Source organism: Micromonospora sp. DT228 (assembly GCF_049841595.1).
In the GTDB taxonomy this organism is placed as follows: Bacteria; Actinomycetota; Actinomycetes; order Mycobacteriales; family Micromonosporaceae; genus Micromonospora.
This window is the reverse complement of the sequence record NZ_JBNCKO010000038.1, coordinates 1-13123: the sequence shown is the minus strand read 5'-3', so window position 1 is coordinate 13123 and position 13123 is coordinate 1. Positions and strand designations below refer to the sequence as shown.

Below are 13123 nucleotides of genomic sequence, written 5' to 3'. Positions count from 1 at the left end.
AAGATGCCACACCCACCCCGGCGCCCCGTGGGCCGCGTGCACCACCCGGGGCTCCCGCCCAACCACGGGGGGGGCCCCGGGCCGCGCGGGTCCCCCCCGCCCCACCGCAGACTCCCGGCCCGCCCTCGGCGGAGCCGCGCCCTCGTACGCCCCGGTAGCCCTCCGAAAGGAACTTCCCATGCGTGTTTCCTCCGCACCGCACCTGCCCAACCAGATCTCCCGACGCGGCGTGCTGGCCGGTCTGGCCGCCATCGCTGCCGGCGGCGTCACCGGGCTGGCCTTCGGATCCCCGGCGGTCGCGGCCGCCCTGCGCCGCGGCGTCGACTACTCGTGGGGTCGCCCGAGCATCAGCGCCCTCCAGGCCGGCGGCTACACCTTCGCCTGCCGATATCTGAGCGACAGCACCACCGGCAAGAATCTCACCCGGAGCGAGGCGGACGCCCTCATCGCGGGCGGCATCGACATCGTCTCCAACTGGGAGTACACCGCCAGCGAGGCGCTGCAGGGGTACGCGAAGGGGGTGGAGAACGCCACCAAGGCGCAGAGCCAGGCATTGGCCTGCGGCATGCCGGCGGGCAAGCCGATCTACTTCAGCGTGGACTTCGACGCCTCGGCGTCGCAGCAGCCCGTCATCAACGCGTACTTCGACGGGGTGGCCTCGGTGCTGGGCCGGGCACGGGTCGGCGCCTACGGCGGCTACTACGTGATCAAGCGACTCTTCGACGCCGGCAAGATCCGCTGGGGCTGGCAGACGTACGCGTGGTCATCGGGTCAGTGGGACAGCCGGGCTCAGCTGCGGCAGGTGAAGAACGGCGTGTCCATCGGCGGGGCCGACTGCGACCTCAACGAGGCCTGGGCCATCGACTTCGGCCAGTGGGGCACCCGGCCGTCCGCCCGATCGTTGGCGGTGGCTTTGAATGCCGACGGCCGGTTGCAGGCATTCCAGACCCGCGGCTCCGGTGCGGTCTACAGCACCTGGCAGACCTCCGCGAACGGCGTCTTCGGCGACTGGGCCAACCTCGGCGGCACCGACCTGCAGGCCCCCACCGCCGTGACCAAGCCGGACGGCCGGATCGAGCTGCTCGCCATCGGCGGCGACTCGAAGCTCTACGACAAGTGGCAGGGCACCCCGAACGGGCCGTTCGCCGACTGGGCCAGCCTCGGCGGCACCGACCTGACCACCGACCTCACCACCGCCACGAACGCCGACGGACGCCTGCAAGCCTTCGTCATCGGCGGCAACGGCAGCCTCTACAGCATCTGGCAGACCACCACCAGCGGCCCCTGGTCGGCCTGGGCCAACCTCGGCGGCAGCGACCTGCGCTCGCTCAGCGCCGTGAAGAAGAAAGACAGCCGGATCGAACTGTTCGCCATCGGCGGCGACTCGAAGCTCTACCACAAGTGGCAGAACACGGCCAACGGCCCGTTCGCCGACTGGGCCAGCCTCGGCGGCAACGACCTCACCACCGACCTCACCATCGCCACGAACGCCGACGGACGCCTGCAAGCCTTCGTCATCGGCGGCAACGGCACCCTCTACAGCATCTGGCAGACCACCACCAGCGGCCCCTGGTCGGCCTGGACCAACCTCGACGGCACCGACCTGAGCGCCATCAAGGCCGTCACCAAGCCCGACGGCCGGATCGAGCTGTTCGCGATCGGCGGCGACGCCAAGCTCTACCACAAGTGGCAGAGCACCCCGAACGGGCCGTTCTCCGCCTGGACCAGCCTCGGCGGCAACGGCCTCTCCACCGACCTGGCCGTCGCCACAAACGCCGACGGACGCCTCCAGATCTTCGTCGTCGGCGGCAACGGCAGCCTCTACAGCATCTGGCAGACCACCACCAGCGGCCCCTGGTCCACCTGGGCCAACCTCGGCTGACCCGGCACCACCGCGGGGGTCACCGGCCGCGCCGATGACCCCCGCCACCGACCGGCTCGCCGGTTCCGGCCCGCAGGCCGGGCCCGCGCGGGGACCATGACCAGATGCGCAGGGTACGGACCGGAGCGCGCCACGTACCGAACTGGCTGGCCGACAGGGTCGGGCTGCGCGGAGTGACCCCGCAGGCCGACGAGGCCGGCCACCGGCACGCGACCTGGCTGGAGCTGTTCCTCGACCTGATCTTCGTGTACGCACTGGCGGCGGTGGCGGCCCGGCTGGGAAACGAGCCGACCCCGTCGCCGACGGCCGTGCTGGCCGTGATCGGGCTCTTCGTGGTGATCCAGTGGGCCTGGCTGGGGCAGGTCTACTACGACACCCGGTTCGACCCCGACGACGCGCCGCACCGACTGCTGGTGCTTGTCGCGTTGGTCGGCGCGGGCGCGATGACGCTCGGGGTCGACGAGGTGCCGGAGAGCGTGCTCCTGCCCGTCGGGTACCTGATCGTGCGAGGCGTGCTGCTCCTGCTGTACCTGCGGGCCCGCCCGACCAGCGCGATGGCCCGCATGGTGACGACCGTCTACCTGATCGGCTTCGGGTCGGGCTGGCTGATCTGGCTGGTGTCGCTGTTCACGCCCACCGAGCTGCGTCCCGTCCTGTGGATCGTCGCGATGATCATCGAACTGGCCACGCCCTGGGTAGGCGTGCGTTGGCTCAACCGCTGGCCGGTGGACAACCGGCACCTGCCGGAACGGATCGGCCAGTTCACCATCATCGTGCTGGGTAGCGCGCTGGCCAGCCTGCTCTTCGCGGTGCCGGACCACCCTCCGCCCCACATGATCCTCACCGCCGCGATGGCCTTCCTGATCCCGGCGGCCGTCTGGTGGGTCTACACCACGTTCGTCACCACCCGCCTGCTCCAGAGTCGGCTGCGCGGCGGGCAGGCGTACAGCTTCCTGCACATCCCGCTCGGCGGCGCGTTGCTGCTGCTCGGCTGGGCTCTCGGCCAGGTGGTCCGGCTCGTCGACGACGACACGGCCCGGCTGCCGCTGGAACTGCGGCTGCTGCTGGGCGGGGCGATGGTGGTGTGGACGGTGTGTGGCCTGGCCCTGTACTGGCTGTGGACCCGCCCGAGCCTCGCCCGGTTGGCGATCGCCGCCTACGGGGTGCTCTCGGTCAGCCTGATCACGGCGACGGTGCATCGACCGAGGCTGATGCTGGCGCTGCTCGCCCTGGCGGTCGTCGGGTACGCCGTGCTGCTCAGCCGACGACTCGCCCGAGCCGGTGAGGCGAACCGTGCGCCCGAGGGTTGACTCAGGCGGCGGTGGTCTCCTCGGCTGCCACCTGGCTGTTCCAGTCGGCCTTCGTGGAGCGCCAGCCCTCGTCGTCCATGCCGCGCCGCCAGTAGCCGGAGATGGAGAGCCGGTCGAGGGGTACGCCCCGCTCGCCGCGCAGCAGCCGGCGCAGGTCCCGGACGAAGGCCGCCTCGCCGTGCACGAACGCGTGCACCTGGCCGGCCGGGAACTCCAACGCCCGTACCGCCGCGACAAGCGCCGCACCCACCGGGCCGTCGCCACGGTGCACCCAGGTCAGCTCGACCGCGCCGGGGCTGAGCAGCTTCTGCTCGTCCGCCGGGTCGCCGATCTCCACGAAGACCTGGGCCGGCGCGCCCAACGGCAGCCGCTCCAGCGCGGCGGCGATCGCCGGCAGGGCGCTCTCGTCACCCACCAGCAGGTGCCAGTCCGCGTCCGGGCTCGGCGCGTACGCCCCGCCGGGGCCGACGAAGTGCACCGGGTCACCCGGACGCAGCGCGGCGGCCCACGGGCCGGCCAACCCCTCGTCGCCGTGGTGCACCACGTCCACGGTCAGCTCCTCGGCCAGCGGGTCCCACCGCCGCACGGTGTACGCGCGCAGCCGGGGCCACTGCTCCCGGGGCAGGTCCCGGCGGATCGCGGCGAGGTCCAACGGCTGCGGGTACGCGACGCCGGGCTGCGGGAACACCAGCTTGATGTAGTGGTCGGTGAACTCGCCCACCGGCAGGCCGGCCAGCTCGCCCCCACCGAGGACGAGCCGGATCAGGTGCGGGGTGGGCCGCTCGGTGCGCAGCACGTGGACCGTGGTGACGTTCCTGGGGCGTTCCGTCATACCAGTTAGGCTAGCCTAAGCTGGCGCGTGGTCGGTCGGCGGTGCGCCGTTGCCGGCCAGGCGGGTGTGCCAGGTCACCGCCGCCGGGTCGGTGAGCGAGGCGACCTGGTCGATCACCACCCGCAGCCGGGCGGTGTCGTCCGGGGCCGCCCGCCACAGCGGGGCGAAGATCGGATCGAGCCCGTCCGGCGCGCGCCGGAGCAGCGCGGCCACCAACTCGGCGAGCATCGTCCGCTGCCGCTCGTAGCGGCCCCGGAACCCGGAACGACGCATCACGTACCGCAGGGCGATGCCCTTGAGCAGCGCGCACTGGGCTCGGACCAGCCTCGGCACCACCAGATCGGCGTCATAGCGGTGGTGCGGGCCGGGGCCGGAGCGCTCCTCGGTGGCGGCCACCGCCGCCGACACGAACCGGCCGGTCAGTCCGCTGGTGGTGGCCTTCAACGCGACCTGGGCGCGGTGGCTGCCGTCGTACCCGGCGAGCGGGGCGAGCACCGGGTCGGCCAACAGGTCCACCAGCACGTCGGCCAGGTCGGCGGCGGACTCGCCGGAGTAGGCGGCGGCCACGTCGGCGCAGAGCGCGGCCCGCTCGTCGGCGTCCACCAGCAGCGGGCCGAGCGTCACGTACCCGCCGTGGATGCCGTCCTCCACGTCGTGCACCGAGTACGCGACGTCGTCGGCCCAGTCCATCACCTGCGCCTCGAGGCAGCGCCGGTCGCCGGGCGCACCGACCCGGATCCAGCCGAAGACCGGCGCGTCGTCGGCGTACACCCCGAACTTGCGCTGCCCCGGGCGACGCGGCCAGGGGTACTTGCCGATCGCGTCGAGCGACGCGCGGGTCAGGTTGAGGCCTGCCGGCGAGCCGTCCGGGGCGAGCACCTTCGCCTCCAGCCGGGTCAGCACCCGCAACGTCTGCGCGTTGCCCTCGAAGCCACCGCAGGGTGTGGCCAGCAGGTCCAGAGCGGACTCGCCGTTGTGCCCGAACGGCGGATGCCCGAGGTCGTGGGCGAGCCCGGCGACGTCGACCACGTCCGGGTCACAGCCCAACCGGGCACCCATCTCCCGGGCGATCTGCGCCACCTCGAGCGAGTGCGTCAGCCGCGTACGCAGGAAGTCGTCGGTCCCGGCGGTGTGCACCTGGGTCTTGGTGGCCAGCCGACGGAACGCCGCCGAGTGCAGCACCCGGGCACGGTCGCGCTCGTACGGTGAGCGGCGGTGCCCGGTGTCCTTGGGCGCCTCCCGCACCCACCGTGCGTCCGGCTCACTTCTCACGCAGCCGCCGCTGTTCGCGACTGCGGGGCTCGCAAGACCGGCTCACTCCTCGCGCTCACGGAGGACGCAGAACTCGTTGCCCTCCGGGTCGGCGAGCACCGTCCACTCGACGTCGCCCTGGCCGACGTCGACGTGCCGGGCACCCATGTCGACGAGCCGCTCGACCTCGGCCTCCCGGTTGGCGGGGCGCAGGTCGAGGTGCAGCCGGTTCTTGCGTTCCTTGCCCGCGGTCACCGGCACGAAGACCAGGCCGGGGAGGCGGTCCGCGGACTGGCGGATCTCCACCTCGTCGGGATCGTCCCTGACTACGTGGTAGCCAAGCGCCTCGGCCCACCAGCGGGCCAGCCGGGCCGGATCGCGGGCGTCGACGGTCAGGTTCTCCCAGACGCTTGTCATGCAGTCACCTTTCCCGTTCTACGGCGTACGCAATCAGCCGTTTGCGAGCGAGCCAAGGTTACGCCCGTCATGGCAGCTCGACGCGCCCCCGACGCGTCGACGAATCGTCCACAACCGCCGATCGGCCCGGAGTTGTGGACCGATCGCCCTGGGTTACGGGCTCGCGGGCGGAGGTGGCCACCGGTAGCGTTCCCAGCGCGGAACGTGACGAGCCGACCGACACGCAGATCCCGACCGGTAAGGGAGCAGCTCGTGGACGCAGACACGGTGGTGGGTACGGAGCTACGCGGGCTGCGTCGACGCCGGCCCGAGGTTGCCGGGACGGTGCTGGCCGGCACCGACGGTCTGCTCATCTCCAGCGATCTGCCCAGCACCGACGCCACCCATCTCGCCGCGCTGGCCGCCGCCAGTTTCGGGCTCGGTCACCGGGTGGCCGACACCGTCCGGCGGGGTGAGTTCCGGGAGTCGGTGGTCTGCACGACGGCCGGCTGCGTGGTGACCTACCCGGCCGGGCGCACCGCCCTGCTGACCCTGGTCACCGTGTCGGCGGCGGACGATCTGGAGGCGCTGCACGAGGAGGCGCGGGCGGTGGCCCGGCGCACCGGCTCGGTGTTGGACACGCGTGTCGGCGGTGGCGGCGCCAGCGCGGTTCCGTTCGGGCACGCGCCGCTTGCCGTGCGTACCCCGATGGCGACCCTGCCCACCCAGTTGCGCCGCTCGACCCGGCCGGCCTGGCGTCGCCCGCCGATCTGACCTGCCGGGACGGTCAGGCCAGTCCGAGGCGGCGCGCGGCCAGGTCACACACGACGTTCGGGTCGACGCCCAGCCCGGCGAGCAGCCGCCGAGCATCCTCGTCCGGGTCGGTCAACGCCGCGTACACCAGATGGGCGCTGCCGGCTGGCAGCCGCGCGCCGAGGGTGCTCACCTCCCGTGCCCGCTCGGCGATCCGGTCCGCCGCCACGGTCCAGGGTGGGTTGGTCGGATCGGTACGCCAGGCCCTCCGGGGTCGGGACCCGGCGAACTCTCCGTCGAAGCTCGTCTCGGCCAGCACCAGGCCGGCTTCCTGACGGGTTGGTCCGAAATGGCCGAGCAGGATCTCATTGGCCAAAGCGGAGGCCCCCGCGGGACGCAGAACCCCGGCCCGCATCTCCTCCTCCAGCACCAGCACCGCCGCCATCAGGTGGGCCGGCGAGGTGCGGTCGTGACCGAGTCGCACCGTCTCGGCCACCGCCTCCAGCTCCAACCCGCCGAGCGTCGGTGTGGTCTGGGCGAGCAGTCGACTGCCCGAGGCGATCAGCCGGCTCGCGAGCCGACCGCCCCGCGAGGGCTGTTGGCCTCCCCCGACGAGCACTCCGATCTGCCTCAACGGGTCGGCCAACCCGGATCGGGGTGGCTCCCGGTCGCCCCGGGGCCAGAGCCGGGCCGTCACGTCGTCCAACCGGCCGGGGACGAGACGATGCCAGACGATGTACCGGTGGGCGCTGTTACCGGGCTCGTCCAGGAGCGCCTCCAGCAGATGGTCGCTTCCCACCGACGACGCTCGGCGGAGCACCGCCAGGTGAGCGGCCACCCCGAGCACGGCCCGGGCCTCGGGCTCCCAGCCGAGCGTCTCCGCGAGCCGAACCCGGGCAGGGCCGGGCCAGCCGAAGCAGTTCCAGTACGTCTCCCGCATCGCCCGGGTCAGCTCGACCGTCAGCGTCAGCGGCAACTCGGGTTGGTCGGGTGCGTCGTACGTCGTTCTGTTCTGCGGTTCCGACTCGACCGGGATCGCCGCGCGGAGCTGCGGGTAGCGCCCCACCAGCCCGAAGAACAGGTCATCGGCACCGACGCTGAGCTTCTTGAGCCGAGCCGCCTCGCGAGCGGCGCGGCGGAGCACCGAGTGGAGGCCACCGCCGACCAGCTGGGACACGACCACCCCCGTCCTCGGTGCTGCGCCGCACAACGTACCGCCATTGCTCAACGGCTGTCCGACCCGCCGGTCTCCACCACGGCCCGACCGGCCTCCAGCCGGGCCACCGGCACCCGGAACGGCGAGCAGGACACGTAGTCCAGGCCGACCTCGTGGAAAAAGTGCACCGAGTCGGGGTCGCCGCCGTGCTCGCCGCAGACCCCGAGCTTCAACCCGGGCCGGGCGGCCCGACCCTCCTCGGCGGCGATCCGCACCAGCCGGCCGACGCCGTCGCGGTCGATCGACTCGAACGGCGAGATGCCGAAGATGCCCAGCTCCAGGTAGCGCCAGAAGAACGCGCCCTCGACGTCGTCGCGGGAGAAGCCCCAGCCCATCTGGGTCAGGTCGTTGGTGCCGAAGGAGAAGAACTGTGCCGCCTCGGCGATCTGCCCGGCGGTCAGCGCCGCCCGGGGCACCTCGATCATCGTGCCGATCAGCACCTCGACCCCGCTGTCCCCGACCACCTCGGCGATGATCTTCTCGGCCTCGGCGCGGACCGTCTCCAACTCCTGCACGGCCCCGACCAGCGGCACCATGATCTCCGGTTTCGCCACCCCGCCGCCGCGGGCACAGCTCACGGCCGCCTCGGCGATGGCCCGGACCTGCATCGCGAACAGGCCGGGGATGACCAGGCCGAGACGGACGCCGCGCAGCCCGAGCATCGGGTTCTCCTCGTGCATCCGCCGAACGGCGGCGAGCAACGCCTCCTCCTTGGCGACGTCCTCGCCGCGTTCCTGGGCGACCGCCACGTTGACCGCGAGCTGCTCCAACGGCGGCAGGAACTCGTGCAGCGGCGGATCGATGAGCCGGACGGTGACCGGCAGGCCATCCATCTCCCGGAAGATCTCCTCGAAGTCGGCCCGCTGCAACGGCAGCAACGCCGCCAGCGCCTCCTCCCGCTCGCCCGGGGCCCGAGCCAGGATCAGCCGCTCGACCAGCTCCCGGCGGTCGCCGAGGAACATGTGCTCGGTACGGCACAGCCCGATGCCCTCGGCGCCGAACCGGCGGGCCCGGGCCGCGTCCGCGCCGGTGTCGGCGTTCGTGCGGACCGCCAGCCGCCGCTTGCCGTCGGCGTGCGTGATAATCCGGTGTACGGCCCGGACCAGCGCGTTGTCGATGTGCTCGGGATCGAGGCTGCCCTCGAAGTACTGCACCACCTCAGACGGCATGACCGGCACCTCGCCCAGGTAGACCCTGCCGGTGGTGCCGTCGATGGACACCATGTCGCCCTCGTTGACGGTCTGCCCGGCCACGGTGAACCGCTTCGCCGGCACGTTCACGTCGATCGCGTCGGCACCGGAGACGCAGGTCTTGCCCATGCCCCGGGCCACCACCGCGGCGTGGCTGGTCTTGCCGCCGCGCGAGGTGAGGATGCCCTTCGCGGCGATCATGCCGTTCAGGTCGTCCGGGTTGGTCTCCCGGCGGACCAGGATCACCGACTGTCCCTCGGCGGCCAGCTCGACGGCCCGCGCGGAGGTGAAGACCACAGTGCCGGACGCCGCGCCGGGCGAGGCGCCGATGCCCGTGGCGACCGGTTGGAACTCGTGGTCGAGTTGGAAGCGGGGGAACATCAGCTGGGCCAACTGCGCGCCGTTGACCCGGTGCAGCGCCTCGTCCAGGTCGATCAGGCCCTCGTCGACGAGTTGCCCGGCGATCACGAACGCGGCGGCGGCGGTGCGCTTGCCGACCCGGGTCTGCAACATCCACAGCTTGCCACGTTCGATGGTGAACTCGATGTCGCACAGGTCCTTGTAGTGCTCCTCCAGCCGGGCCATGATGCCGAGCAGCTCGTCGTAGGAGGACTTGTCGAGCTGCTCCAACTCCTGCAGCGGCACCGTGTTGCGGATGCCGGCCACCACGTCCTCGCCCTGCGCGTTGGCCAGATAGTCGCCGTAGATGCCCTGCGCGCCGCTGGCCGGGTCGCGGGTGAACGCGACCCCGGTGCCGGAATCCGGGCCCAGGTTGCCGAAGACCATCGTCACCACGTTGACCGCGGTGCCGAGGTCGGCCGGGATCCGCTCCTGGCGGCGGTAGAGCACCGCGCGCTCGGCGTTCCACGACTCGAAGACCGCCCGGATGGCGAGGTCGAGCTGTTCGCGCGGCTGCTGCGGGAACTCGCGACCGGTGTGCTTCAAAAAGATCTTCTTGTACGCGTCGACGAGCCCGCGCAGGTCGTCCGCGTCCAGGTCGACGTCGTTCTGCGTACCCTTGGCACTCTTGATCTCGTCGAGCGCGTGCTCGAACTCCTCGCCCGGCACCTCACAGACGGTCTTGCCGAACATCTGGATGAGGCGGCGGTAGGAGTCCCAGGCGAATCTGTCCGCGCCGCCGGAGGCGGCCTGGCCGGCCGCGCCGCCGGAGGCGGCCTGGCCGGCCGCGCCGCCGGAGGCGGCCTGGCCGGCCGCGCCGCCGGAGGCGGCCTGATCGCCGGCGCCGCCGGCCTGCGCGGAGAGCCCGACCACGCTCTGGTCGTTGAGGCCGACGTTGAGGACGGTCTCCATCATGCCGGGCATGGAGAACTTGGCGCCGGAGCGGACGGAGACCAGCAGCGGGTCCCGCGGGTCGCCGAGTCGTTTGCCCATCGCGCGTTCCAGCGATTCCAGGTGCGCCTCGATCTGACCGGCGAGTCCGTCCGGCTCCCGTCCCGTCGCGAGGTACGCCTGGCAGGCCTCGGTGGTGATGGTGAAGCCGGGGGGCACGGGCAGGCCGAGGTTCGTCATCTCGGCGAGGTTCGCCCCTTTGCCGCCGAGCAGGTCCTTGAGGTCCTTGTTGCCTTCGGAGAAGTCGTAGACGTACTTGTGGTCGACGGTTTCTTGCGCTGCCACCAAAGCCTCCACACACGCGCCGGATGGACACTTAACGAAGGTTCAGTTTTTTCCTACCCCGGGACGGACCTCCGGTAATCCCGGGGTCGACGCCGATCGGTGGGCGAAGGCTAAGCGAACATCGGGTGACCTGGGACCGTTCGGTGACAATTGGCACAGCCGTCACGACTATCCGTGTTCGTACCGGTTTTTGGGAACGCTTCCATGCGCACCATCACGCATCCCGGCCGCGCGTCGTACGCTTGACGGCACGCCAGCCGGTGAACCTCACTTTTGCCATAACCGACGCGAATACACCCCCCGGAGTCGCCGCCGTGTCGACCATCCCCTCCCCCGCTCCCGCCACCAGTCCGGTGCCGCCACCGGCGCGGGTATCGGACACGGCCACCCCGACGCCCCGGACCGCTCCATCTGCCGCGCACCGGCTGTCCGACGTCGTGCCCGCTCCCGCACAGGTCGAGGCGGACCCGACCGAGGACTGGGTCCTGCCGGCCGAAGCGGTAATCGTGGCCAGCGCCGACCCCGCCGCGCTCGCCGCCGCCGCGCAGCTCGCCGAACTGCTCCGGCCCGCCACCGGCTACCCGCTGCCGGTGATCCACGCCGCCTCCCATGCGCTGCCGGCCACGTCTCCGCCGCCGGCCACGGAAGCTGCCACGCCTGCGCTGCCGGCCACCGACGCCGCCACGCCTCCGTTGCCGGTGACCGACGCCGCCACGCCGGAGGTGGGCGGCGGTATCGCGCTGGTGCTGGACGCGGACGCCGGTCTCGGCGCGGAGGGCTACCGGCTCGACGTCGCCCGCGACGGGGTACGCCTCACCGCCGCCACCGCCGCCGGCCTCTTCCACGGCGTGCAGACCCTGCGCCAACTGCTGCCATCGGCCATCGAGAGCCCAACCCCGGTCGCCACACGGTGGGCGCTGCCCGGTGGGACCATCACCGACAATCCCCGCTTCCCGTACCGGGGCGCGATGCTCGACGTCGCACGGCACTTCTTCACCGTCGAGGACGTCCTGCGCGTCGTGGACCACCTGGCCCGCTACAAGCTCAACCACCTGCACCTGCACCTCACCGACGACCAGGGTTGGCGGATCGCCGTCGACTCCTGGCCGAGGTTGACGTCCGTGGGCGGGACGACCGAGGTCGGCGGCGGCCCCGGGGGCCACTACACGAAGGCCGACTACCGGCGGATCGTCTCCTACGCCGCCGCCCGCCACATCACAGTCGTCCCGGAGATCGACCTCCCCGGGCACACCAACTCGGCGCTTGTCGCGTACCCGGAGCTGGCACCAGACAAGATCGCGCCGCCGCCGTACACCGGCACCGAGGTCGGTTTCAGCTACGTCGACCCCGCCGACGAGCGGACGTACGACTTCGTCACCGACGTGCTGGGTGAGGTGGCCGCACTCACCCCCGGGTCATTGCTGCACATCGGCGGCGACGAGGCGTTCAAGGTGAAGGGCGAGGTCTACACCGGCTTCGTCGAACGGGTCCAGCGCATCGTGGCCGACCTCGGCAAGACCGTCGTCGGCTGGCACCAGCTCGCGCCGGCCCGGCACGTCGACGGACGGGTGCTGCAGTGGTGGGGCACGAACGCCGACGACCCCACCACGGCCGACGCGGTCCGCCGGGGCGCCCGCCTCATCGTCTCTCCCGGCAACCACGCCTACCTGGACATGAAGTACACCCCGGACACCCCGATCGGACACGACTGGGCCGGGCTGATCGACGTGCGCAAGGCGTACGACTGGGATCCGGGCACGCATGTCTCCGACGTGCCCGCCGCGGCCGTCCTCGGGGTGGAAGCCCCGCTCTGGACCGAGTCGGTCACCTCGCTGGCCGACATCGAGTTCCTGCTCCTGCCCCGGCTCCCCGCCATCGCCGAGCTTGGCTGGTCACCCCGGGCCACCCACGACTGGGCCGACTTCCGTGACCGGCTGGCCGGTCAGGGCCCGCGCTGGGCCGCCGCCGGGATCACCTTCCACCGCGCACCCGAGGTCCCCTGGCCGGGCACCCCGACCATCCCCACTCCCCGCGCCGTACCAGAGACCAACGCCGCCACATCCTGATCCTCGGCTCACCGGAATCGCCGACGCGCCGACCCGGACCAACGGCTGTTCGTCAACCAGCGCTGCCTCGCCGATCATGGAGTTGTGGGGCTGCGCGGACGGGTGCGCCCGGGCCACCCCGCGCGCACCCGGGCCACCCCCGGCCACCCCGGCCACCCCCGCTCGGTGTGCCCCATTTCCGGGGCAGCTCTACAGGGAGATGGGAGTCGAGGGCCGCCCAGCATCAGGGAAAGCACTCCCCGGCTGCGACCTGAGGCGGCAGTCTCCCGGATCGGGCACGGATCGTGGCTCGCGTGGGGTGGGGTGCCGGGGCCCGGTTACATCCCCCGCACAGCCGAGCACCACCACGGCCGACCCCTCGGGCAGGCGGAATGCGCCGACCCCCCTCGCGGGTCACCGGGCAGAACCCCCCTCGAACTTTCCCCGCGCCACCACCCACCCCCCGAGGTGGTGCGGGCACCCCCGATGCAGAGGAGCACGCCATCATGCGTACCGATCTGATCCGCAAGACCGCTCTGACCGCCGCCGGCCTCGCGTTCACCGGTGGAGCCATCGCCGGCCCGATCACCGCCGCGTACGCCGCATCCGACGC

At 72.0% G+C, this 13123-nt stretch carries 9 protein-coding genes; 4 read left to right on the top strand and 5 right to left on the bottom strand.

The window, feature by feature from the left end; all coding sequences use genetic code 11:
- The first annotated feature begins 178 nt into the window (after positions 1 to 178).
- The gene (locus ACLQ29_RS35110) at positions 179 to 1882 is read left to right on the top strand and encodes a glycoside hydrolase domain-containing protein (protein ID WP_425775657.1); all 1704 of its coding nucleotides are present in this window, start codon (positions 179 to 181) and stop codon (positions 1880 to 1882) included.
- A gap of 104 nt (positions 1883 to 1986) precedes the next feature.
- The gene (locus ACLQ29_RS35105) at positions 1987 to 3192 is read left to right on the top strand and encodes a low temperature requirement protein A (protein ID WP_425775656.1); all 1206 of its coding nucleotides are present in this window, start codon (positions 1987 to 1989) and stop codon (positions 3190 to 3192) included.
- A 1-nt stretch (position 3193) separates the two neighbouring features.
- Here the strand turns inward: ACLQ29_RS35105 and ACLQ29_RS35100 are convergent, their stop codons facing one another.
- From ACLQ29_RS35100 to ACLQ29_RS35090, 3 genes are read right to left on the bottom strand one after another with little or no spacing between them, the layout of a single operon-like run.
- The gene (locus tag ACLQ29_RS35100; RefSeq protein WP_425775655.1) at positions 3194 to 4024 is read right to left on the bottom strand and encodes a siderophore-interacting protein; all 831 of its coding nucleotides are present in this window, start codon (positions 4022 to 4024) and stop codon (positions 3194 to 3196) included.
- A 15-nt stretch (positions 4025 to 4039) separates the two neighbouring features.
- Positions 4040 to 5296, bottom strand: a complete 1257-nt coding sequence (locus ACLQ29_RS35095) for a deoxyguanosinetriphosphate triphosphohydrolase (protein ID WP_425775654.1) — start codon at positions 5294 to 5296, stop codon at positions 4040 to 4042.
- 42 nt (positions 5297 to 5338) lie between these two features.
- Positions 5339 to 5692 (bottom strand): VOC family protein, encoded by a 354-nt coding sequence (locus ACLQ29_RS35090; protein ID WP_425775653.1) that lies wholly within the window; start codon positions 5690 to 5692, stop codon positions 5339 to 5341.
- Positions 5693 to 5944: 252 nt separating this feature from the next.
- Between ACLQ29_RS35090 and ACLQ29_RS35085 the strand changes: the two genes are divergently transcribed.
- Positions 5945 to 6445, top strand: coding sequence for a roadblock/LC7 domain-containing protein (locus ACLQ29_RS35085; protein WP_425775652.1), 501 nt, complete (start codon positions 5945 to 5947; stop codon positions 6443 to 6445).
- A gap of 13 nt (positions 6446 to 6458) precedes the next feature.
- Here ACLQ29_RS35085 and ACLQ29_RS35080 read toward each other — a convergent pair whose 3' ends face one another.
- Both ACLQ29_RS35080 and ppdK read right to left on the bottom strand, forming a co-directional pair.
- Complete coding sequence (locus tag ACLQ29_RS35080; RefSeq protein ID WP_425775651.1) at positions 6459 to 7601, bottom strand: Clp protease N-terminal domain-containing protein; 1143 nt, start codon at positions 7599 to 7601, stop codon at positions 6459 to 6461.
- A gap of 47 nt (positions 7602 to 7648) precedes the next feature.
- The gene (gene ppdK, locus ACLQ29_RS35075) at positions 7649 to 10468 is read right to left on the bottom strand and encodes a pyruvate, phosphate dikinase (protein ID WP_425775650.1); all 2820 of its coding nucleotides are present in this window, start codon (positions 10466 to 10468) and stop codon (positions 7649 to 7651) included.
- Between the two features lie 311 nt (positions 10469 to 10779).
- Here ppdK and ACLQ29_RS35070 point away from each other — a divergent pair, with 311 nt between their 5' ends.
- Positions 10780 to 12531, top strand: coding sequence for a family 20 glycosylhydrolase (locus ACLQ29_RS35070; protein WP_425775649.1), 1752 nt, complete (start codon positions 10780 to 10782; stop codon positions 12529 to 12531).
- Positions 12532 to 13123: the final 592 nt, after the last annotated feature.